General features: G+C 60.4%; 21 protein-coding genes and 1 pseudogene. 9 read left to right on the top strand and 13 right to left on the bottom strand.

Annotated features, from left to right (window positions below; genetic code table 11):
• The first annotated feature begins 215 nt into the window (after nt 1–215).
• The gene (locus QN219_RS03730) at nt 216–689 is read left to right on the top strand and encodes a MarR family transcriptional regulator (RefSeq protein ID WP_283998036.1); all 474 of its coding nucleotides are present in this window, start codon (nt 216–218) and stop codon (nt 687–689) included.
• A gap of 88 nt (nt 690–777) precedes the next feature.
• Here QN219_RS03730 and QN219_RS03725 read toward each other — a convergent pair whose 3' ends face one another.
• The 7 genes from QN219_RS03725 to QN219_RS03695 form a co-directional block, all read right to left on the bottom strand.
• Entirely contained in the window at nt 778–2973 is a 2196-nt protein-coding gene (locus QN219_RS03725; RefSeq protein ID WP_283998035.1) for an esterase-like activity of phytase family protein, read from the bottom strand.
• A 315-nt stretch (nt 2974–3288) separates the two neighbouring features.
• Entirely contained in the window at nt 3289–3561 is a 273-nt protein-coding gene (hupB, locus tag QN219_RS03720; RefSeq protein WP_136504269.1) for a DNA-binding protein HupB, read from the bottom strand.
• A 221-nt stretch (nt 3562–3782) separates the two neighbouring features.
• On the bottom strand, nt 3783–6203 hold the full coding sequence (gene lon / locus QN219_RS03715; protein WP_283998034.1) for an endopeptidase La: 2421 nt from the start codon (nt 6201–6203) through the stop codon (nt 3783–3785).
• A 371-nt stretch (nt 6204–6574) separates the two neighbouring features.
• Nucleotides 6575–7852: an ATP-dependent Clp protease ATP-binding subunit ClpX gene (clpX, locus tag QN219_RS03710; RefSeq protein WP_136504267.1), complete on the bottom strand. Its 1278-nt coding sequence runs from the start codon at nt 7850–7852 to the stop codon at nt 6575–6577.
• Nucleotides 7853–8139: 287 nt separating this feature from the next.
• On the bottom strand, nt 8140–8772 hold the full coding sequence (gene clpP / locus QN219_RS03705) for an ATP-dependent Clp endopeptidase proteolytic subunit ClpP (RefSeq protein WP_283998033.1): 633 nt from the start codon (nt 8770–8772) through the stop codon (nt 8140–8142).
• 251 nt (nt 8773–9023) lie between these two features.
• Nucleotides 9024–10583, bottom strand: a complete 1560-nt coding sequence (locus QN219_RS03700; RefSeq protein ID WP_283998031.1) for a phospholipase D family protein — start codon at nt 10581–10583, stop codon at nt 9024–9026.
• A gap of 19 nt (nt 10584–10602) precedes the next feature.
• On the bottom strand, nt 10603–11460 hold the full coding sequence (locus QN219_RS03695; RefSeq protein ID WP_283998030.1) for an endonuclease/exonuclease/phosphatase family protein: 858 nt from the start codon (nt 11458–11460) through the stop codon (nt 10603–10605).
• 216 nt (nt 11461–11676) lie between these two features.
• Here QN219_RS03695 and QN219_RS03690 point away from each other — a divergent pair, with 216 nt between their 5' ends.
• Nucleotides 11677–12924, top strand: a complete 1248-nt coding sequence (locus QN219_RS03690; RefSeq protein WP_283998028.1) for a cytochrome P450 — start codon at nt 11677–11679, stop codon at nt 12922–12924.
• Nucleotides 12925–12929: 5 nt separating this feature from the next.
• Here the strand turns inward: QN219_RS03690 and QN219_RS03685 are convergent.
• Nucleotides 12930–13752 (bottom strand): annotated as a pseudogene (locus tag QN219_RS03685) (SDR family NAD(P)-dependent oxidoreductase).
• Between the two features lie 109 nt (nt 13753–13861).
• Between QN219_RS03685 and QN219_RS03680 the strand changes: the two are divergent.
• A complete protein-coding gene (locus tag QN219_RS03680) occupies nt 13862–14320 on the top strand; it encodes a MarR family winged helix-turn-helix transcriptional regulator (RefSeq protein WP_283998026.1) in 459 nt (152 codons plus the stop codon).
• A gap of 24 nt (nt 14321–14344) precedes the next feature.
• On the opposite strand, the gene QN219_RS03675 is transcribed toward QN219_RS03680, so the two are convergent.
• From QN219_RS03675 to QN219_RS03665, 3 genes are read right to left on the bottom strand one after another with little or no spacing between them, the layout of a single operon-like run.
• Nucleotides 14345–14686, bottom strand: coding sequence for a cupin domain-containing protein (locus QN219_RS03675; protein ID WP_283998025.1), 342 nt, complete (start codon nt 14684–14686; stop codon nt 14345–14347).
• Nucleotides 14687–14733: 47 nt separating this feature from the next.
• Nucleotides 14734–16017 carry an O-acetylhomoserine aminocarboxypropyltransferase gene (locus tag QN219_RS03670; protein WP_283998024.1) on the bottom strand — a complete coding sequence of 428 codons (1284 nt, stop codon included), beginning with the start codon at nt 16015–16017 and terminating at the stop codon, nt 14734–14736.
• 21 nt (nt 16018–16038) lie between these two features.
• Nucleotides 16039–16467 carry a CoA-binding protein gene (locus tag QN219_RS03665; RefSeq protein WP_283998023.1) on the bottom strand — a complete coding sequence of 143 codons (429 nt, stop codon included), beginning with the start codon at nt 16465–16467 and terminating at the stop codon, nt 16039–16041.
• A gap of 198 nt (nt 16468–16665) precedes the next feature.
• On the opposite strand from QN219_RS03665, the gene QN219_RS03660 reads away from it, so the two are divergent.
• A complete protein-coding gene (locus QN219_RS03660; protein WP_283998021.1) occupies nt 16666–17502 on the top strand; it encodes an EamA family transporter in 837 nt (278 codons plus the stop codon).
• A 3-nt stretch (nt 17503–17505) separates the two neighbouring features.
• On the opposite strand, the gene QN219_RS03655 is transcribed toward QN219_RS03660, so the two are convergent.
• Nucleotides 17506–18327: an enoyl-CoA hydratase gene (locus QN219_RS03655; protein ID WP_283998019.1), complete on the bottom strand. Its 822-nt coding sequence runs from the start codon at nt 18325–18327 to the stop codon at nt 17506–17508.
• Between the two features lie 135 nt (nt 18328–18462).
• Between QN219_RS03655 and QN219_RS03650 the strand changes: the two genes are divergently transcribed.
• The 3 genes from QN219_RS03650 to rpsI all read left to right on the top strand — a co-directional run bounded on the left by QN219_RS03650 (nt 18463) and on the right by rpsI (nt 20055).
• Nucleotides 18463–18894, top strand: a complete 432-nt coding sequence (locus QN219_RS03650; protein WP_269276637.1) for a PaaI family thioesterase — start codon at nt 18463–18465, stop codon at nt 18892–18894.
• Between the two features lie 226 nt (nt 18895–19120).
• On the top strand, nt 19121–19585 hold the full coding sequence (gene rplM, locus QN219_RS03645; RefSeq protein WP_173510290.1) for a 50S ribosomal protein L13: 465 nt from the start codon (nt 19121–19123) through the stop codon (nt 19583–19585).
• A gap of 2 nt (nt 19586–19587) precedes the next feature.
• Nucleotides 19588–20055: a 30S ribosomal protein S9 gene (rpsI, locus tag QN219_RS03640; RefSeq protein ID WP_173510291.1), complete on the top strand. Its 468-nt coding sequence runs from the start codon at nt 19588–19590 to the stop codon at nt 20053–20055.
• A 70-nt stretch (nt 20056–20125) separates the two neighbouring features.
• Here rpsI and QN219_RS03635 read toward each other — a convergent pair whose 3' ends face one another.
• Complete coding sequence (locus QN219_RS03635; protein ID WP_173510292.1) at nt 20126–20599, bottom strand: Lrp/AsnC family transcriptional regulator; 474 nt, start codon at nt 20597–20599, stop codon at nt 20126–20128.
• A 112-nt stretch (nt 20600–20711) separates the two neighbouring features.
• Here QN219_RS03635 and QN219_RS03630 point away from each other — a divergent pair, with 112 nt between their 5' ends.
• Together QN219_RS03630 and speB are read left to right on the top strand one after the other, a co-directional pair.
• Nucleotides 20712–21503, top strand: coding sequence for a phenylalanine 4-monooxygenase (locus QN219_RS03630; protein ID WP_283998017.1), 792 nt, complete (start codon nt 20712–20714; stop codon nt 21501–21503).
• A 194-nt stretch (nt 21504–21697) separates the two neighbouring features.
• Nucleotides 21698–22654 carry an agmatinase gene (gene speB / locus QN219_RS03625; RefSeq protein WP_283998016.1) on the top strand — a complete coding sequence of 319 codons (957 nt, stop codon included), beginning with the start codon at nt 21698–21700 and terminating at the stop codon, nt 22652–22654.
• The last annotated feature ends 58 nt before the right edge of the window (nt 22655–22712 follow it).

The following is a 22712-nucleotide window of genomic DNA, read 5'->3' as shown; positions in this document are numbered from 1 at the left end:
GGGATCGCGCAGCCGATTGCGTCGACCTGTACAACCGCAAACAGCAATTCTTCGCCTCACAACATAGACGGCCCTCTACAACGCGGGCCGTTTCCTTTTGCTGAACAAGCGCACCTTAAGAATTAGGAGGTTTTTGTCGACAAATGTGCCAATTGTAACTATCAATAGTGTTACTGCCATTTGACATGGCACCTCAACATATATCTATGACGGTCATGAAGAAGACAATCGAAGTTTCCGAGAAGCTGTTCGAACTTTATCATCGCGTTCATCGATTGGTGAACGAGTCGATGACGGAGGAAGGCGTATCGCTTGCCCGAAGCAAGTTCCTGTTCTTTCTAAGCAAGCTCGGCCCTTGCCGATCCACCGATATCGCCTGCGCACTCAACTTCGCGCCACGCACGGTCACCGAGGCGATCGACGGGCTGGAGCGCGACCGTCTGGTGATGAGGAAGCCTGATCCCGAGGACCGTCGCGCCAAAATCGTCTCCATCACCGAGACCGGCCGAGTAGTGCTCGAAGCGGCCGAACATCCGCGCAAGCAGCTTATCGAGGAAATCTTCTCGGCACTCGACGACGAGCAACTGGACCAGCTTTACGACATCGTCAGCAAACTCGTGGAGAAGACCGACGAAATTCGCAAACGCAAGGAAGAAGCCGACGAGGCTGAGGTGGCCGTCGCGCGCTAGACCGCCCACCATCCACGAAGTTCTCAGAAATCAGAAAGAGGCCGGAACATCATGTCCCGGCCTCTTTCATTTTCTCCAGGCGTTGCGCTTACATTGCGTCGATGGCGCCGATGGAGAAGAACAGGGTTTCGCCGGAGGAATCGTCGACGCCGTCGTTGTCCGTGACCACATAACCGTTGCCAGCCGCATCGACGGTGAAGCCCTCGACCTTATCGACGACATAGCCGTTCAGCGCTTTCAATTCCGGAATGAGGTCACGCACCTCTTCCTTCTTGACGACCGGCAGCTCGCCGCCGAGTGCAACCGGCTTCAGATCAGCAAGTGCAACGCGATAAAGCTTCTTGAGCCCAGCCGCCTCACCGATCAGATTGTCGCGCTCGATGATGTAGGCGTAGCTGCCGTGGACGGAGATTTCCGAAAGGCCAACCCAGCCATCTTCGGACTTGTCGAGCGGATACCGCACGCCACCCCATTCCTTGGTCGCCGGATTGTAGGAGACGAGCTTGACGAAGCCCTTCTCGTCATCCTTACATTCGCGCTGAACCGCCATCCAGAGAACCTGACCGTCGCCCTCGCCGACCGTCGCGATGCCTTCGAAGCCATAGCGGATCTCGTTCGCGCGCAGCGCTTCTGGCAGTGCGATCTCTTCCTTGATCTCGCCCTTCTTGTTCACATGGAAAATCGCGTGGCTGTAAAGCTTGTCCGAGTTGCCTTCCGAGGCGAGCCAGAAGCCGCCTTCGCCATCATTGGCGATGCCTTCGACGTCGAGCTTCTGAGCCGGCACACCGTCACGGGTGATCCGCAGAGTTTCGATGATCACGGCCGGCTTCTGCGAGGCGTCGATCGTGAAAATCGTCGGCTGAGACGCGAGGACCGAATCGTTGACGGCGCGCAGGAAGCCCGGCTTGTCTTCGACCGCAGCGAGCCCCGAAAGAGCGCCGAAGCCGATAGGCAGTCCGTCCTTCGCCGAGGAGCGGATCTGCGGATAGGCGGCTTCACCTTCCGCGCGTTCATAGATCATGACATGGGCGCGCGCGCCGCCGTCCTCGACGAGATCGACCTCGTTCGCCGTCGCAAACAGGTCCCGACCCGGAATCGCGACTGCGCCTTCGGGCGATACTCCGGAGGGGAGAAGCTGAAGCAGTTCGGGTTCGGCGCCGGTATCCTTGTAGACGCCGACGATCGAGGCGCGCTCCGAGAGAACGAAGAAGAGATTGTCGTCACCAAAACGCGCCGCTTCGAGACCCTCCGGCTCAACGCCTTTCGCGGATGATCTCTTGTCCGGATAGTGGCCGATCGCCGCAATCGCATGCTCGAAGCCCGCGCCGGACTCGAAAAGCACTTTGCCGGTCGTATCAAAGATCGTGAAGCCTCGCGCTCCGCCTTCGTAGTCGCCCTCGTTGGCAACAACCAGTCGGTTGTCGTCGAGCCACTTCACGGCATCCGGCTCCCGCTTGACGCCGGCCTGTTCGCCGTCGAAGGACATGGCGCCGTCACGCTTGGTATCAATACCCTTGAGGTCGACGGTGCCAGCGGAGAAATGCGTCTTCACCCTCGCAGACTTGCCGTCGATGATGACGATGTGGTTGTTTTCCTGCAGCGTCAGGGCGATTTCGTCCTTGCCGTTGAAGGCAACGAATTCCGGCTCCGGGTCTTCGCCGGCCACATCGGCGAGACCGGTCAGCGCCACATGCTTGATGCTCGCGCAATCGGCAACACCGTCCTTCAAGGAAAGAATGACGAGATCGCCCGCCGGCATCTGCGGAATCTCCCCGTCGTTCACCTCTTCGTCGCGCTCGTTTTCGATCGCAATTGCGGCAAGCGTCTTGTCCTTGTTGATCGCAACCGAATCCGGCTGGCCGCCGAGGTCGCAACTCGCATCGATCTTCTTCGTCGCGAGATCGACGACGGCGACAAGACCGGAGGGCTTGGTGAAGCTTTCGCGCGTGTTGACGGCAACGAGGGCCTTCGCGCCGGCGACAGCAACCGATGTCGGTTCGCCGTCAAAAGAGACGATGCCGCCCGATTTCGGTGCCTTGGCATCGGTGATGTCGATGAAGCCGATGCGCTTGCCGGGGCTGTCAGAGTAGATGAGCGTGTTGCCATCTTCGCTTGCCGTTATGATTTCGGCAGAGGTCGCGGCCTTGCGGTCCGCGCCTTCCGGAAGATTGTCGGCGACGGCAAAGGATGCGATGCGGTTGAAAACCTGTTCTGCCTGCACGGCTGACGCCGTCGACGCGGCGAGTGCTGCCGCCAATGCTGCGGTGATTGAAAATGTCTTCATGTGTCCCTCCGTGTCGCGACACATGGGCAAATATCCCTCGCGCATGCGCCGCTGTTGGCATCCGGAATCGCTCGATCGTTTCACGCGCCGGATGGGAGGCTTTTGCAACCGTCCTGTAACAGCTCAATGACAGGAGATAGAAACGAAAAGAGGCCCGGGCGGACCGGGCCTCAATTGATCTGCTTGCGTGCTTCCGCCATCAAGCGGCTCCGCGGCAGATGAAACATGAACCTCTCTGCTGCCTATGTTCTCACGAGGGAAACGGGCAAGACAGAGTGCGATGTTCCTTGGGTTCTCGAACCCGCGAACACCAGATTAGTTGACAGCGTCCTTCAGGCCCTTGCCGGCCGTGAACTTCGGCACGTTGCGGGCCGGGATGTCAACTTCCGCGCCCGTGGACGGGTTGCGGCCCTTCGAGGCTTCGCGGCGGGTCACGGAGAAATTGCCGAAACCGACGAGGCGGATATCGCCACCGTTCTTCAGCTCAGCCTGGATGGTCTCGAAAACTGCATCAACTGCAGAAGATGCATCGGTCTTGGAAAGTCCGGCCTTCTCAGCAACGGCAGACACGAGCTCATTTTTGTTCATGTTTCCACCCCTTTCATATGGTTCGAAACGACTGTCTTCTTAAGCCGGGGCGGCTTGCGCATCGCCCACGTCTTGCCATTCCCAATTGCGCCTAATCCCTTGGAATGCAAGGCTTGCGGAAGGCTTTTACAACAAAAAAGACCGGCAAAAGGCCGGTCTTCCTTGTTTTTCTGGCCAGGGGCGCAAGTGGGACACAGTCCCGCGCCCCTTCCGGCGCTTGATCAGTGCGCGATCGAAGCGCCCGCTTCGTCCTGCGAATCGACCGCTGCGACCGGCGAAGGCTGGTTCGCCGGATCCCATTCGATCGGTTCGGGGCGACGCATCAGGGCATGTTCTAGCACCTCGCCCATCCGCGAAACCGGGATGATTTCGAGGCTGTTCTTCACATTGTCCGGGATCTCGGCCAGATCCTTGGCGTTCTCCTCGGGAATCAGCACCTTCTTGATGCCGCCGCGCAGAGCCGCCAACAGCTTTTCCTTCAGGCCGCCGATCGGCAGCACACGACCGCGCAAGGTGATCTCGCCGGTCATGGCGACATCCTTGGAGATCGGTATGCCGGTCATCACCGAGACGATGGCGGTCGCCATGGCGACGCCGGCCGACGGTCCGTCCTTCGGTGTCGCACCTTCGGGCACGTGCACGTGGATGTCACGCCGGTCGAAAAGCGGCGGCTCGATGCCGAAATCGATCGCACGCGAACGGACGTAGGATGCCGCTGCCGAAATCGATTCCTTCATGACGTCGCGCAGGTTGCCGGTGACCGTCATGCGGCCCTTGCCGGGCATCATGACGCCCTCGATCGTCAGCAGTTCGCCGCCGACCTCGGTCCAAGCCAGTCCGGTGACAACGCCGACTTGATCGTCGCGCTCGGCCTCGCCGTGGCGGAACCGCGGCACGCCGAGATAGTCGTTGATGTTCGCCGCCGTCACTTCGACCTTCTTGGTCTTGCCCTTGAGGATCTCCGTCACAGCTTTTCGGGCGAGCTTCATCAGTTCGCGCTCGAAGTTGCGGACGCCGGCTTCACGCGTATAGGTCTGGATGACGGCCATCAGGGCATCGTCGGTCACCGAGAATTCCTTCGGCTGCAGCGCGTGGTCGCGTATCGCCTTCGGCAACAGGTGCCGCTTCGCGATCTCCAGCTTTTCCTCTTCGGTGTAACCGGCGATCCGGATCACCTCCATGCGGTCCATCAGCGGCGCCGGAATATTCAGCGTATTCGCGGTGGTGATGAACATCACGTTCGAGAGGTCATATTCGACTTCCAGGTAGTGATCCATGAAGGTCGAGTTCTGTTCCGGATCGAGCACTTCCAGAAGCGCCGAGGACGGATCGCCGCGGAAGTCCTGGCCCATTTTGTCGATCTCGTCGAGCAAGAAGAGCGGGTTGGACTTCTTCGCCTTCTTCATCGACTGAACGACCTTGCCGGGCATCGAGCCGATATAGGTCCGACGGTGCCCGCGGATCTCGGCCTCGTCGCGAACGCCACCGAGTGCCATGCGGATATATTCGCGGCCCGTTGCCTTCGCGATCGACTTGGCGAGCGAGGTCTTGCCGACGCCGGGCGGGCCGACGAGGCACAGGATCGGGCCTTTGATCTTCGAGGAGCGCGCCTGTACTGCAAGGTACTCGACGATGCGTTCCTTGACCTTGTCCAAGCCGAAGTGATCGGTGTCGAGAACCTTCTCTGCGTGGTTAAGGTCGGTCTTGATCTTCGACTTCTTACCCCAGGGCATGCCGAGCAGCCAGTCCAGATAGTTGCGCACGACCGTGGCTTCCGCCGACATCGGGCTCATCTGGCGCAGCTTCTTCAGCTCCGCATCAGCCTTCTCGCGTGCTTCCTTGGAGAGCTTGGTCTTGGCAATGCGCTCTTCGATTTCGGCCATCTCGTCGCGGCCGTCCTCGCTGTCGCCAAGCTCCTTCTGGATCGCCTTCATCTGCTCGTTGAGGTAGTACTCGCGCTGGGTCTTCTCCATCTGGCGCTTGACGCGCGAACGGATACGCTTTTCGACCTGGAGGACCGAAATCTCGCCTTCCATGAAGCCGAGGGCCTTTTCGAGGCGCATCTTCACGCTGGTCGTCTCCAGCATTTCCTGCTTTTCGACGATCTTGATGGAGAGGTGCGATGCGACCGTGTCGGCAAGTTTCGAATAATCTTCGATCTGGCTTGCGACGCCGACGACCTCGGGAGAAATCTTCTTGTTGAGCTTTACGTAGCTCTCGAACTCGGACACCACCGAGCGGCTCAACGCTTCGATCTCGACCGGATCTTCTTCCGGTTCGAGGAGCATATGGGCCTGCGCTTCATAAAATTCTTCGCGCTGCGTATAACGATCGATCTCCGCACGCGCGCGCCCTTCGACGAGGACCTTGACGGTTCCATCGGGAAGCTTCAGCAGCTGCAATACGTTGGCGATGGTTCCGACGTGATAGATGGCGGAAGGTTCCGGATCGTCGTCGGTGGCGTTGATCTGGGTGGCAAGCATGATCTGCTTGTCGGTGCCCATAACTTCTTCCAGCGCGCGGATCGACTTCTCCCGCCCGACGAAGAGCGGCACGATCATGTGCGGGAAGACCACAATGTCACGCAGCGGCAGAACCGGATAGGTCGCGCTTTCAGTCGCCGAGGACGTTTTGTTCGTCATATCATTTCCTTTCCGTCCCGAATTCGGGCCCGTTCCCGGGAGCCCTACGGCACTCCCGGCTGTCATATTTTCTACATGAAAGTGGAGAGCAAGAGCGGCCTTTTCAAGGTACGGCGCAGCCTCCTCCTTCACGGATAGTTTCCGATCCCTATGCCCGGACGCTGTTGCGGACCTTGCGGTGGGACGCTGAAACATCAACGACAGGCAGCAAACGAGCCTTCACTGAATCGTCGCATCATCGCGTTGTTGCCGCACTTTAGCAACAACCGTTTCATTAAATCGAACGGGCCGCGCCCGTATCTCAACAGCTATTGTACAATATGAAAAAGCCCGCACGCGGCGGGCTTTTTCAAACAATCGTGATGGCGCCGTTAGGCCGAAACGTTGGTCTTCTCTTCGGACCGCTCCGAATAGATGTAGAGGGGCCGCGCGGTTCCCTTGACCACTTCATCGGAAATCACAACCTCGCGAACGCCTTCCAGCGTCGGCAGCTCGAACATCGTGTCGAGCAGGATCTTTTCCATGATCGAACGCAACCCGCGAGCGCCGGTCTTGCGCACGATGGCGCGTCGAGCGATTTCGCGCAGAGCGTCCTCGTGGAACGTCAGTTCGACGTCCTCCATTTCGAACAGGCGCTGATACTGCTTGACCAGAGCGTTCTTCGGCTCCGAAAGAATCTGGATCAATGCGTCCTCATCGAGATCCTCGAGCGTCGCCAGAACCGGCAGACGCCCGATGAACTCGGGGATAAGGCCAAACTTGACGAGATCTTCCGGCTCAAGCTCGCGCAATACCTCGCCGACGCGGCGATCTTCCGGAGCGCGGACGGTCGCGCCGAAGCCGATCGACGTCTTTTCACCGCGGGCCGAGATGATCTTGTCGAGGCCCGCAAACGCGCCACCGCAGATAAAGAGGATGTTGGTCGTGTCTACCTGCAGGAACTCCTGCTGCGGATGCTTGCGGCCGCCCTGCGGCGGTACGGACGCCACGGTTCCTTCCATGATCTTCAAGAGCGCCTGCTGCACGCCTTCACCCGACACATCGCGGGTGATCGAAGGATTGTCCGACTTGCGCGAAATCTTGTCGACCTCGTCGATATAGACGATGCCGCGCTGCGCGCGCTCGACATTGTAGTCGGCCGCTTGCAGCAGCTTCAGGATGATATTCTCGACGTCCTCACCGACGTAGCCCGCTTCCGTCAAGGTCGTGGCATCGGCCATGGTGAAGGGAACGTCGATGATCCGGGCCAGCGTCTGGGCCAGATAGGTCTTGCCGCAGCCGGTCGGGCCAACAAGCATGATGTTCGACTTCGCCAGTTCCACGTCGCTGCTTTTGGCGGCATGCGCGAGGCGCTTGTAGTGGTTGTGCACGGCGACCGACAGGATGCGCTTGGCCTGTTGCTGACCGATGACGTATTCGTCGAGAACCTTGATGATTTCCTGCGGAGTCGGAACGCCATCGCGCGACTTGACCATCGAGGTCTTGTTCTCTTCGCGGATGATGTCCATGCAAAGTTCCACGCATTCATCGCAGATGAATACGGTCGGCCCTGCGATCAGCTTGCGAACCTCATGCTGGCTCTTGCCGCAAAACGAACAATAAAGGGTATTTTTCGAGTCACCGCCGTTGCTACCGCTGACCTTGCTCATTTCCACTTCCTTCCAGCACGCCGGACACCTTCGGAAAGATATCCCGGACCACTCAATTCGCCTTACGCGCGGCTCATCGCTCTTCGCAAGGTTCTTGGGAGTACTCACCGTACAGGCAATCGCCTGAATTTCGGCCGCAACGACTCTCCCGCCGAAACCCGAACACTATGTTCCCAAACTCAAACACAGCGCTTTGGTTCATATTAACGGCTTTACCCTGCCGATAAAGCCCCTTAGCAATTACAAATGTGTCACAATTGCATCGGTGGCGACACAAACGCTTGATGTCAAGCCGGTTCGACGCCTTCAGCGGCCTCGCGCGACGTGATCACCTTGTCGATCAGCCCCCAGTCCAGAGCCTCGTCAGAACTCATGAAATGGTCGCGATCGAGCGTCTGTTCGACCTCTTCGTAGGTCCGTCCGCAGTGTTTGACATAGACCTCGTTCAGCCGGCGCTTCATCTTCAGAATGTCTTTTGCATGCCGCTCGATGTCGGATGCCTGCCCTTGGAAGCCGCCGGAGGGCTGATGCACCATAATGCGGGAATTCGGCGTCGCAAAACGCATGTCCTTGTGGCCTGCCGCCAACAGCAGCGAACCCATGGATGCCGCCTGTCCGATGCAGAGTGTCGAGACCGCCGGCTTGATGAATTGCATCGTATCGTAGATCGCCATGCCGGCCGTAACGACGCCGCCCGGCGAGTTGATGTAGAGCGCGATTTCCTTCTTCGGGTTTTCGGCCTCGAGGAAAAGCAGCTGGGCGCAGACGAGCGTTGCCATATGATCTTCGACCGGGCCCGTCAGGAAGATGATCCGCTCCTTGAGCAGACGCGAATAGATATCGTAGGAACGTTCGCCGCGGTTGGTCTGCTCAACAACCATCGGCACCAACGCCATGGCCGTATCAACTGGATTTCTCATATCGAACCTTCATCAATCGGGCCCGCAATCCCTTCGCGGGCCGGGAATCATCGGATAAGCCTCTACCCTTACATAGAGTGTCAATGCCCTTCACTTCAAGTCGCGAACATTCGATAGGCATAATGGTCGCGGGCTATCCGCCTCAAGGTCCGCTCTCCTGCACACGCCCTCCTTGCAGGATTGCTCACAGGCATTCCCAATGCGTCAGTAAACAATCGGTAAATCGCGCCCGCGCATGAAGAGCGCGCGCTTCAAAGTTGGGATTCCAGCGGCAAGAAGCGGATTGCGCCGGCAATCAACCGCCGAAGGATGCCGGCATCCGGCTCGCGCCGCAGCAATCTTTCCGTTCCGTTCGCGCGATCGCGCCAGACCGGTCTGCCGTTCTCCAATGCCAGGCGGTAGCTCGTCTCCGGCAAGGTCTCGTCGTCGAATATCGATTGCAGCTCTGCGGCCAGCGCCTCATCCGAGAACACGACACCCATCTCGGTGTTGAGCGAGGCGGAGCGCGGATCGAAATTCATCGAGCCCACATATCCGATCATCCCATCGATAACGAAGGCCTTGGTGTGCAGGCTCGCGTTGCGGGCGCCGAACAACGACATGCGGTGGCGGTCAATGAAATCTCCGCGTTCCTTGAGTTCGAAAAGATCGATCCCGCCGCGCAGCAGCCCTTTGCGATACTTCATATAGCCGCCATGCACGGCAGCGACGTCCGTCGCCGCGAGCGAATTCGTCAGCACGGCCACCTTCACCCCCTTCCTGGCGAGGGCCGTCAGTTCGCGCGTTCCTTCGGCGCCCGGTATGAAATATGGCGAGATGATGCGCAGCTCGCGCTTGGCGGCGTTGATCAGCGGAAAGAGTTCACGCAGCAGCCAATTCTGGCGCTTCTGCATCAGCGCCTTTTCAGGCGGATCGAAAGCGATGCGGACATCGGCGCTCCGGTGGAGCGGACGGCTGCCCCGAAAGCAACCCTTCTCAGCGACGGCCTTGCCTACCTGTTCCAGATAGAAACGCGCGGCGGCGGTTCGGGCGAGCGCATCGAGCGTTTCACGCAGCGCAGGCAGATATTGCTTGCGCGGCGTGCGCAGAGCCGCGATCGGCAGGACGGAGGCGCTGTTCCAATAGCGATCGAACATCTCCGTCGCCTGATCGACGACCCGCCCTATCATCCAGACGTCCAGATCACGAAAGTTCGAGAGTTCGGCAGCGTCGAAATAGGCATCGCCAATATTGCGCCCGCCGGCGATCGCGAGTCGGCCGTCCGCTATCCAAAGCTTATTGTGCATGCGGCGTGTCGCGCTGAAAGCGCGGATGGCCATCTCGAAGCCCCGCCGAAAGCGGTCCCTTCGCGCGCGGCTCGGATTGAACAGGCGCACGTCTATATTCGGGTGCGCGTCAAGCGAGATGCACAGGCGGTCATGGATCCCTGCGTTGATATCATCGAGCAGCAATCGAATGCGCACGCCGCGGTCGGCGGCCATGACGAGTTCGCGCGTCAGCAGAAAACCGGTCAGATCGTCCTTCCAGTAATAATATTGCAGGTCTAGGCTGCGCCCGGCTCGCCGCGCGGAGTGCGCTCTCGCGACAAAGGCCTCTATGCTGTCGGATATCAGCGCGACGCCGCTTTGATGGGGATGGTCGAGCAGGATCTGGCCGATATCCAGGTCGATCGCGGTTTCGTTCTCGGCGACCGGCAGTGCAAAGGACGGCTGTGCCTGGGGACGGCGTCCGAGCCGTCCGTAGACATAGAGGATCATCGCGCCGACGAGGGCGATCAGAACGGCAAGAGAGACCGCAAACCAGGAGACCATCGCACGCCGCCTCAGCCTGCTACGCCGAGCCGGTCCCGATCAGCTCGGCGCGAACCGGATCGTTATCGCTTTTGTGAGCCGCCTTCAGGTCGATCGAGGCCTTGACCGGCAGATGGTCCGAGGCAACGCGCGCCAGGGGTGTGTCATGGACCGCCACGGACGTCACCAGATGATGCGGATTGCCAAGCACCCGATCGAGCGGCAGCAGCGGAAAACGCGACGGAAAACTGGCGACGGCCGCATGGGAAGGATCGAAGATCGGGCTCAGAAAACTGAGCGAAGAACGCTTGCCCATGCGCCATTCGTTGAGATCGCCGATAAGCAGCGTCGGCCCCCCGACCCCGTCGGCTGCGGCACGCAGAATGGCTTCGGCCTGCCGCGCCCGGGAGTGGCGCAAGAGGCCGAGGTGAGCGGCGATCACCCGCAGCGGCCCGGCCTTGAGGTCGAGGTCGACGACCAGGGCGCCGCGCGGCTCGACACCGGGCAGCTTCAACTGGCGGAGATCGGAAACCGCCCCTTCTCTCAGCAAGAGGACGTTGCCGTGCCAGCCGTGCCCCTTGGCTGAAAACGGTGAGATCGGCACGGAAACCAGATGGGCCTCGCGCCGCAGGTGCTCAAGGTCGAGGAGCCCGGCGCGTTCGCCGAAACGTTGATCCGCTTCCTGCAGGGCGACGATATCCGCACCGATCTCGCTGATGACCTGGGCCGTGCGCGCCGGATCAAATCGGCCGTCGGTGCCGACACATTTATGGATATTGTAGGAGGCTATGACGATGTCTCCGCGTTCCACCGCCGCATCGCGTCCAATAACCGTGGGCCGTCGTTTGCGGATCGCCGCAAGAATGCCCGCGGATAAACTGTTCTGTACTTTTGCCATGCCGCTCCCTGCTTGCTGCCGCATCATGCTCAAATAAGTCGCCCCGTGCCACTGAAAAAGTCCGGATCCTGCATGTTGTTCCTTCCCTCCGGATCGCGGGCTCCCGTCGGGAGCCGCACGCACGTTCGCCAGCTGATTACGCTTGCGGTACCTGCATCCGGCGCAATAGAGATGCAGATGAAGCAGCGACCCTATCCTTATGTGAAGAGTTGAGTCATGCCCGTAACTCCCGGTATCTCCATCGACATTTCCACCCGGCGCGTTTCTCTTGACGTTCGCAATCCGGATTTCTTCCGCAATCCGCTCCCCGCCTATGCAGCGCTGCATGCGCAATGTCCCGCCTTCTTCTGGGAAGAGCCGCAGCAATGGTATTTTGCGGGCTACGACCAGGTGAACGGCCTTCTGCGCGACCGCCGTTTCGGCCGCCAGATCCTGCATGTCGCGATGCGCGACGAACTCGGGATGCCCGAGCCGAAACCGCATCTGAAGGATTTCGATGCACTGGAGGCGCATTCGCTGCTGGAACTGGAGCCGCCGGCGCACACGCGGCTGAGGACGCTCGTCAACCGCGCTTTCGTGTCGCGGCAGATCGAGCAGCTGAGACCGGAGATCGAGGCGCTCTCGCATGCCGTCATCGATGGTTTCGAGAAGAACGGCGAGGTGGAATTGCTGAAGACCTACGCCGAGACGATCCCGGTGACGATCATCGCGCGCATGCTTGGTATTCCGGTGGAAGCGGCCCCTCGCCTTCTCGACTGGTCTCATCGCATGGTCCGGATGTACGTGTTCAATCCGACCTTCGAAACCGAGCTCGACGCCAATCGAGCGTCGGCGGAATTCGCCGGCTATCTGACAGACATCATCGCTGAAAAGCGCGCCAATCCGGCCGACGACCTGTTGACGCATATGATCACGTCCGAAAAGGACGGGGAACGACTGTCGGACGCCGAGCTGACCTCGACGGCGGTCCTGCTCTTGAATGCCGGCCATGAGGCGACGGTCCACCAGATCGGCAATGCGGTGCGGACGATCCTTCAATCTGGTCTTTCGCCGTCTGAACTCTTCGCAAGCGAGGGAACGACCGAACGGACCATCGAAGAATGCCTCCGCTTCGCGGCACCGCTGCATATCTTCCAGCGCTATGCGCTTGCAGATATCGAGCTCGAGGATGGCATCACCCTCAAGAAGGGCGACAAAATAGGACTGATGCTGGGCGCAGCCAATGTAGACCCGCTGAAGTTCTCGGCGCCCGATACGTTCAAACCCGACCGGGACGAAGGCCCCAATGTTTCGTTCGGTGCGGGTCTGCACTTCTGCATCGGCGCGCCGTTGGCACGCCTCGAACTCAGGCTTTCCCTGCCGATCCTTTTCAAGCGTCTGCAGGGGATGCGGCTCAAGCACGAGCCGCAGGTCAAGGACGCCTTCCATTTCCACGGTCTGGAGCGCCTGGATCTCGTCTGGTAGACGGCTCAGACGGCCTCGGCGCGCTGCACCCCGTAGCGTTCTGCCGGTCGATCGCGGGAGAGATTGGGCGCGAGTACGATGCGCGCCCGAAAGAACGCCTGCCAATCGCCCGCATCGGGCAATGAGGGGATCGTTATCGCCTCGCCCCGGTCGAAGCCGGCAAGGGCCGCATCGACCATATCGGTCACATCCATGACCATCGACGGATCGAAGCGGGCCGAGGACACGCCCGCGCGTTCGAAGATTTCCGTGCGGGTGAGGCCCGGCAGGACGGCTTGAACCTGAACGCCCTTGCCGGAAACTTCCGCATCGATCGCCTGAGTGAGGTTGAGCACAAATGCCTTGCTGGCACTATAGGTGCCGTTGAAGCGTTCAGGAATGAGCGCGACGACCGAGGCAATATTGATGATTGCTCCCCTGCCCCGTTCGGCAAAGGTCTGGGCGGCAGCGACTGCCAGACGATTTACCGCGACGACATTAAGGTCGATCATCGCGTCGAGATAATCAGGATCGTCGTCCAACAACGGCCCCCTCGGCCCGACGCCGGCATTGTTAACGAGAAGCTCGATCGCTTCATCCTCGCGCAACCGTCCCTTCCACCGTGCGCACATCTTCCTTCGACGTCAGATCCGCCCTGACGACATCGACTTTGACGCCGTACTGCGCGCCAAGGCGGGCGGCGAGTTCGCGCAGGCGTTGTTCGTCGCGCGCGACCAGCACGAGGTTGTGCCCGCGCCGCGCCAGACGGTCAGCATAGGTGGCCCCGATACCTGAAGAAGCGCCGGTGACCAGCGCCGTTCCTTTGTTGACGTTGACTGCTGCACTCATTGTTCGCTCCGCTCGCCCTTCAATTTACTGGCATATACCACTAAATAGCCGACAACTGGACGCTCGACAAGTCGGGCGCTACGAAAGTGCAAGCGACAGGAGGCGATCGGTGACGAAACAGGATATCGGTGTGTGGGATGTCTGCACCAACAGTGCGTTGAGACGCGCTTCGCGCCAGCTGAGCCAGCTTTATGACGATGTTCTTGCGCCAAGCGGCCTCAAAATCACGCAATTCTCCCTGCTGAGCCAGATCTGGCGAAGCGGCGACGCGTCGCTTAAGACGCTCGCCGATCTCATGGTCATGGACCTCTCGGCACTCGGCCACACGTTGAAGCCGCTCATTCGCGACGGCTATGTCGAGCTCGTGCCAGATCGCAATGACCGCCGTGTGAAGCGCGTGGAGCTCACCCCTCTAGGAGCACGGAAACAGGAGGAAGCGCTTGCGTTGTGGACGGAAGCGCAGACACGATTTGAGAAGAGCTACGGCAAGGCTCAATCCGACGCGCTCCGCAAGAGCCTGAACATCATCGCGGGGAGCAGCTTTGCCGATGCCTTTCGAAACGCCTGAGACAGACCGGGCGGCGCGGCAAGATTACAGCCGGATAACATAGTCCTTGCGAGTCGTTTCAACCACTTCCCAGGTTCCTTTGAAACCGGGCCTGAGTATCATGCTGTCGCCAGCTCCGAGATGGACGGACTCCTGCCCCTCCTCGGTTACGATCGAATGGCCGGACAGAACGTGGAAATATTCCCATTCTTCATAAACGATCCGCCACTTTCCGGGCGTCGCCTCCCAGATACCCGCGTAGAGGCCATCCGCCTCCTCCAAGTTCCAGGTGCGAAACTGCGGGTTTCCGGAAATCAGCCGGTCAGGCGTCGGCGCTCCAATTTCCGCTTCGGCAGAAGACAGATCGAACTTCAAGAAACTGCTCATGATGCACCTATCTGGCAAACGCGCCTGAACGCCGTGCCGTGCCTTTTTCAGATCTTTGCCAGGGACTGTTCAAGGTCGGCGACGATGTCGGCGATGTCCTCGATGCCGATCGAGAGGCGGATGACGTCGGGCCCGGCACCGGCCGCCACCTGCTGCTCGGGCGTGAGCTGGCGATGGGTGGTTGACGCAGGGTGAATGACGAGCGACCGCGTATCGCCGATATTGGCGAGGTGCGAGAACAATTCGAGCCCCTCGACGAAGCGTTTTCCAGCCTCGTAGCCGCCCTTGAGGCCGAAGGTAAAGACAGCGCCCGCTCCCTTCGGTGAATAGCGTTTCTGGAGCGGGTTGTTCGGATCATCATCCAGACCGGAATAGCGAACCCAGGACACCTTGTCGTGCGCCCTCAGCCATTTCGCTGCGGCCAGCGCATTGTCGCAATGGCGTTGCATCCTGAGCGGCAATGTCTCGATGCCGGTCAGGATCATGAAGGCATTGAAGGGCGAGATCGCCGGCCCGAAGTCACGCAGGCCGAGCACACGCGCCGCGATCGCGAAGGCGAAGTTACCGAAGACCTCATGCAGCACGACACCGGCATATTCCGGGCGCGCCTCGGAAAGAAGCGGATACTTGCCCGATATCGACCAGTCGAAGGTGCCGCCATCGACGATGATCCCGCCCATCGAATTGCCGTGGCCGCCGATGAACTTGGTGAGCGAGTGAACGACGATGTCTGCGCCATGCTCCAGCGGTCGAAGCAGGTAAGGCGTCGCCATCGTGTTGTCGACGATCAGCGGCAAACCGCGTCTGCGCGCGACCTCGGCGATCGCCGCGATATCGACGAAGGTACCCCCGGGATTGGCGAGGCTTTCGATGAATATTCCCTTGGTCCGCTCATCGATCTTGGCATCGAAACTTGCAGGATCCGCGCAGTCCGCCCAGCGAACCTGCCAGTCGAACGATTTGAAGGCCTGGCCGAACTGATTGACGGAGCCGCCATAGAGCTGCGTTGCGGCGACGAAGTTGTCGCCCGGCCGCATGATCGTGTGGAAGACCAGAAGCTGCGCCGCATGTCCGGAAGCGACCGCAAGTGCCGCCGTGCCCCCTTCGAGCGCTGCGATGCGTTCCTCCAGCACCGCTTGCGTCGGGTTCATGATGCGGGTGTAGATGTTACCGAACTGCTGCAGGCCGAAGAGTGCGGCAGCGTGGTCGGTATCGTCGAAAACGAAGCTCGTCGTCTGGTAGATCGGCGTGACGCGCGCGCCCGTTGTCGGGTCGGGTTGCGCCCCGGCGTGAATTGCAAGCGTGCTGAAACCCGGTCCCGCCTTCGTCATTCATTCCTCCTGAACCACCAGTTAGCCGATAAGGCGCGGATATTCGATCGCGGGACAGCGGTCCATGACGACCTTGATCCCCGCGCCCTCCGCCTTGGCCGCGGCCTTGTCGTCGCGAACGGATAGTTGTCCCCAGATCACCTTCGGCAGGGAGGGGAGCTCGAGGATTTCGTCGACGAGCGCTGGCAGCGCGTGGGCGGCGCGGAAGACGTCGACCATGTCGATCGGCTCCTTTATATCGGCGAGCCTCGCCACGACCGGCTGGTCAAGGATCGTCCTGCCGGCTTGGCCCGGATTGACCGGGATCACCCGGTACCCCTTGCGCAGCAGGAAGGCCATCACGCGGTGACTCGGCCGCTCGGCCTTCGGCGAGGCGCCGACCAGCGCGACGGTCTTCGTCGTGCGCAGGATGTCGGCGAGATAATAGTCCGGATAGGCATCGTGATTCATGCTGGCACATCCAAGGGTCATTCACACGCGTGGATACTTGGCCTCGCACGCCGACAAGTCAACCGAAGCGGGCAGGATCGGTAGCCATTTCAACAATGGTCCCGACATTTCACCGTCGGTTGATGGAATCCCATTGCATTTCGTCCGGCACCGCTCCACAACCCCCAAGCGTTCCACATCGTCCCGCCGAGGTTCACCTTGCCACTTGACGTTATCGTGCTTGTCCTTTTCGGGGCGCTTCTGCACGCAACCTGGAACGCACTCGTCAAGGCGGGCTCGGAAAAGTCGCTGGATGCCGCGATGGTGGCGCTTGGCGCGGCCGCCGTGGCAGTTCCGTTTCTCCCCCTGCTACCGTTGCCGCATGCCGGGGCGTGGCCTTTTATTCTGGCCTCGGCAGTCTTCCAGTTCGTCTATTTTCAGTTGGTTGCGGCATCCTATCGTGCCGGCGACATCGGTCTCGTCTATCCACTGATGCGGGGCGTCGCACCGCTCATCGTCGCCTCGACGAGCAGCATTGTTGTCGGCGAGGAACTGAGCAGCGGGGCTGTCGCCGGCATCATGACGATCTCCGTCGGTGTGCTGACGCTCGCCCTCGAATCCCGCAAGGGCGGCAAGCACGCGATGCTGTTGGCGCTCGCCAATGCCTGCGTGATTGCGTGCTACACCTATGTCGACGGCATCGGGGCGCGGATTTCCGGCAATGCGATTTCCTACACGCTGTGGATGGCGTTGCTGCCGCCCGTGCTTCTCTTCACCTGGGCGTTCATCCGGCGCGGGGTGAAACCGGTCTTGCGGCATGTCCGCCAGCACTGGTGGCGCGGGCTGATCGGCGGGGCTGGATCGCTCGGCGCCTACGGCCTCGCGCTCTGGGCGATGACCAAGGCGCCGGTTGCAACGGTCGCGGCCCTGCGGGAAACGTCGATCCTCTTCGCGGTCGTGATCTCTGTCGTCTTCCTCAAGGAGCGGGTCAGCGTCTGGCGGATCGCCGCCGCTTCCGTCATAGCGCTCGGCGCCCTGCTCCTTAGACTTGCTTGACGATCAGTCCTCTTTCCATTCCGGCATGCGCTTGCCGAGAAAGGCTCCGATGCCCTCCTCCGCATCGCCGGCAAGCATGTTCTCGACCATCACGCCGACCGCATAATCATAGGCGTCGGCCAACGGCATTTCGGCTTGCCGATAGAAAGCTTCCTTGCCGATTTTCAGTGCCTGCGGCGACTTGGAGGCGATGATGGCGGCGTATTTGTCGACTACCTGGCGCAGATACTGCTGCGGCACGATGCGATTGACGAGCCCGAAATCCTTGGCCGTGGCGGCATCGATCGTCTCGCCCGTCAACAGCATCTCCATCGCCTGCTTGCGGTGCACCGCGCGCGAGAGCGCCACCATCGGCGTCGAACAGAACAGACCGATATTCACGCCGGGCGTGCAGAACGTCGAGCTGTCGGTGCAGATCGCCAGATCGCAGCTTGCCACCAGCTGGCAGCCGGCAGCCGTCGCCAAACCGTCGATCTCGGCGATCACCGCCTGCGGTAGCCGGGTGATCTTCAGCATGAGGTCTGCAGCAAGCCGGATCGTGCGCTCGAAAAAGGCCTGGCCGCGATCTTCGTCGGCGCGATGCAACGTCATTTCCTTGAGATCATGGCCGGCAGAGAAGAGCTTGCCCGCGGCCGCAATCACGATCACCTTGATGTCCTTTGAGGAGGCGGCCGCCTCGAGCTCGGCCAGAAGCGCTTCCATCAGGGCGATCGAAAGGACATTCGCCGGCTGATTGTTGAGCGTCAGCCGCAGGACCGGGCCGTTTGCCTCGCGCAGCAGCAAGCCGTTCGGTTCTTCCTTCCTGAATGAGACGACGTCCGCCATGACCTTCTCCGAATGGTATCCGTGGGTGACGCGTGGTACGCCGCCGTGGCCGCTCTTTCAACCCTAAGACCATTTTCCGGCTTGCGCGATCGGCACGAAGATCCTGTAACGAGGGCATGAAAGAGGAGGATAGCGATGAAGCTGCAGCCTATCATGACAGTCGAAGAGTTAAACAGCTTCCTCGATACCGACTTTCCGCAGGTCCATACGGACGGAAAGGTTTTCGCCGTGACCGCTACCGGGCCGGGTTTTGCAACGATGCGGCTCGATCCGAACGAACGCCATATTCGTCCCGGCGGCACGGTGTCCGGGCCGACGTTGTTCGCTCTTGCCGACGTATCCGCCTATATCGCATTGATTGCACATATCGGCCCGATTGCTCTTGCCGTCACCACGAACCTCAACATCAACTTCCTGAGAAAACCGGAGCCGGAGCCGCTCGAATGCACCTGCCGGATCCTGAAACTCGGCAAACGGCTTGCCGTCCTCGACGCTTCCATAACGCCCGTCGGTGGGGAGGAACTGGTTGCCCACGCGACCGCGACTTACTCGATTCCGCCGCGTTAAATTGTGGTATTTTCACACCACACACATAACCACTTGATTTTTCTGCACATTCTTTTAAGTCTCGCAAGAAGACACCCTTGACGGTTTTTTCACACTTCCGTATAAGCTGCGCGCAGATCGCGGTCCCTTTCGGGCCGCCTTCTTTTTTGGCCCGCCCCGGCGGGTCAAACCAAGCAACAAGAAAAGCCCGGCGCTACGCTTCCGGGTCCAACGAAAGAGTTTAGATATGGCAACCTTCGTTCAGAAGCCTGCAGAGGTGGAGAAGAAGTGGATCATCATCGACGCCGAAGGCCTCGTTGTCGGTCGCCTCGCTTCCATCATCGCAAACCGCCTGCGCGGCAAGCACAAAGCCACCTTCACGCCGCATGTTGACGATGGCGACAACGTCATCGTGATCAATGCCGAGAAGGCCGTCCTCACCGGCAAGAAGTACACCGACAAGAAGTACTATTGGCACACCGGCTATCCCGGCGGGATCAAGGAGCGCACCGCGCGCCAGATCATCGAAGGCCGCTTCCCGGAGCGCGTCATCGAGAAGGCCGTTGAGCGCATGGTTCCGCGCGGCCCGCTCGGCCGTCGTCAGATGAAGAACCTGCGTGTCTACGCCGGCTCCAACCACCCGCATGAAGCACAGCAGCCGACCGTCCTCGATGTCGCCAAGCTGAACAGCAAGAACACAAGGAGCGCCTGATAATGGCTGACCTTTCCGCTCTCAAGGATATCGCCACGACCGCGGAACCGGCTGCTCCGGTTCACGTCAAGAAGGTCGACGCGCAGGGCCGCTCCTACGCGACCGGCAAGCGCAAGGATGCCGTTGCCCGCGTTTGGGTCAAGCCTGGCTCCGGCAAGATCACCATCAACGGCAAGCCCTATGTGGCTTACTTCGCCCGTCCGGTTCTGCAGATGATCCTGCAGCAGCCGATCGTCGCCGCTGCCCGTGACGGCCAGTTCGACATCGACGCGACCGTTGCCGGTGGTGGTCTCTCCGGCCAGGCCGGTGCCGTTCGCCACGGCATCGCCAAGGCCCTCACCTACTTCGAACCGGGCCTGCGCTCCGTTCTGAAGCGCGGTGGCTTTCTCACCCGCGACAGCCGCGTGGTCGAGCGCAAGAAGTACGGCCGTGCAAAGGCACGCCGTTCGTTCCAGTTCTCTAAGCGTTAATCGCTGGCAGTTACTGCACATCCAAAGGCCGGGCATGTCCCGGCCTTTTTCGTTGCTTGATTTCAAAGAGTCAGATCGGCAGTTCCGTGGTCGACTTGAGCTCCCTCAGCACGAAGCTCGACACCACCGTTCGCACATGCGGGTTGCGCATCAGGTAGCGCGTCATGAATGCGTCGTAGCTCTCGACGTCGGCGGCGCGGATCTTCAGCATGTAGTCGAACGTGCCGGAGAGCGCGTAGCATTCCATGATTTCCGGCCTGTCCCTGACCACGGCCGAGAAAGAGGCGATCGCCTCGTCATGGTGATCCTCGAGCGTCACATGGGCGATGATGCACAGCTTCAGGTCCAGCTTTGCCGGATCGAGGAGCGCGACACGCTTGCGAATCACGCCGTCTGCCTCGAGTTCCTGCAGCCGGCGCCAGGCCGAGCTTTGCGACATCCCGGCCTTTTCCGCCAGCTCCGCGAGCGACTGGCCGCCGTCAGCCTGGATCAAGCGAAGCAATCGGCGCAACGGTTGGAACGTTTCCTTCAAATCTGACGGCATTTCGAAATTTCCTCCCGTCAGGAAGCCGGCAACCGGCAACTGTGAAACAAATACTCAGCCCGTTGGGGATACAATTGCAACAGCAATCTGTTCTGACGAATGAGGAGCCGTCATGACCAAGCAAAGCACCTACACCGCGAAGCTGCCCGAACCGGACGGCACCTATCTCTACACACCGGAGGAGGATGCGGTCTGGGGCGAACTCTATCGGCGGCAAATGAAGCTGCTTGCCGATAAGGCATGCGACGAATATCTCGAAGGCGTGCGGACTCTCGGCCTCAATCCGGACCATGTCCCACAGCTCAAGGACGTCAACCGGCGGCTCGCCGAAACCACGGGCTTCGGCGTCGAGGGCGTGCCAGCGCTCATTCCGCCTTCACGCTTCTACGAACTCCTGTCGCAGGGCAAGTTCCCGCTTGCGACTTTCATGCGCCGGCGGGAGCACATCGACTATATCGAGGAACCGGACCTCTTCCACGAAGTCTTCGGCCATTGCCCGCTGCTGACCAACCGGAGCTACGCCAACTTCGTCCGACGCTTCGGCCAAAAGGCGGTCAAGCTCGGCAAGGACTATTCGTGGCACCTGTTCCGCTTCTTCTGGTTCACGGTGGAGTTCGGCCTGATCAACACACCGAAGGGCCGGCGCTGCTACGGCGCGGGGATCGTCTCGTCAACGAGCGAGACGCGCCATGCGATGGAGACGATGGACTGCGAATTCCGCCCCTTCGATCTGATGAGTGTTCTGCGCACGCCCTACCGCATCGATATCGTCCAGCCGATCTACTATGTCATCGACAGCTTCGCCCAGCTCGAAGCGATTATCGAGGAGGACATCACGGCTCGGATCAATGAAGCCAAGAGGCTTGGTGATTTTGCGCCGACCTTCGAGGCCAAGGCATCCTGAGGATCTACCCTACTGCATGTTTCCTAAATCGTACCCGAGTTATGGACAAAAACATGCAGCAACTCAAAATGCTACAGCGTCCTTTGGGCGTCTAAAGACGAGCGGCGCTGTAGAATGCACATGATTTTGCCGGCAAGCTATTGCCTTGCCGGCATCGATTGTCCAACGTCCCGTCAATCTGGCGAGCGACGGGCATGGCAAACAAGACAATCGACCACGCGATCACGGCAAGATCACTGACGGCAGCGGCGTCCGATCCGACCCATGCCGGCATGCTTTCCTTCATGCGGCGGAAATACACCAAGCAACTGAAAGGCGTAGACACCGTCGTCTGGGGCATTCCCTTCGACGCAGCGACCTCCAACCGTCCCGGTGCCCGCTTCGGGCCGCAAGCGATCCGCCGAGCCTCCGCCATCTTCGACAACGATCCGCAATATCCGTTCGAGCGCGATCTCTTTGCCGACATGGCGACGATCGACTATGGCGATTGCCTGCTCGACTACGGGAACCACGCCAAGACGCCCGCGACGATCGAGCGCGAGACGGCGAAGATCCTGAAATCCGGCGCCTATCTGCTGACGCTCGGTGGCGACCATTTCGTCACCTATCCCATCCTCAAGGCCCACGCTGCCCTGCATGGTCCCCTTGCCCTCGTTCAGTTCGATGCCCATCAGGATACCTGGCCGGACGAGAAAGGCCGCCTCGACCATGGCTCCTTTGTCGGCCGCGCCGCACGAGAGGGTTTAATCGACGTGGAGCGTTCGATCCAGATCGGCATCAGGACGCACGCCCCCGAGGATTGCGGAATCAGAATCGTCTATGGCTACGAGATCGAGGAAATGCGCGCCGAGGAGATCGCCGATACGATCGTCCGGCATGTCGGCAGCCAGGCCGCCTACCTGACCTTCGATATCGATTGCCTTGACCCAGCCTACGCGCCCGGCACCGGTACACCGGTCGCCGGCGGTCCGTCCAGCGCGAAAATCCTCTCGGTGTTGCGGAAGCTCGGCGCTCTCTACATCGCCGGGAGCGACGTAGTCGAAGTGGCGCCCGCCTATGACCACGCCGACATGACCGCCATTGCTGGCTCGACCATCGCCATGTATATGCTGGGCCTGCGTGCCGAATGGCTCGCGGAAAGGCGCGGCTGATTCGCAGCGACCGCTACAGCGCCGCGTGTCTGATCAGACGCGCAAAGGACGCTGTAGC

Source organism: Sinorhizobium sp. 8-89, assembly GCF_030124325.1.
Taxonomy (GTDB): domain Bacteria; phylum Pseudomonadota; class Alphaproteobacteria; order Rhizobiales; family Rhizobiaceae; genus Sinorhizobium.
The sequence above is the reverse complement of the archived record's forward strand: the minus strand, read 5'-3'. Positions and strand labels throughout refer to the sequence as shown.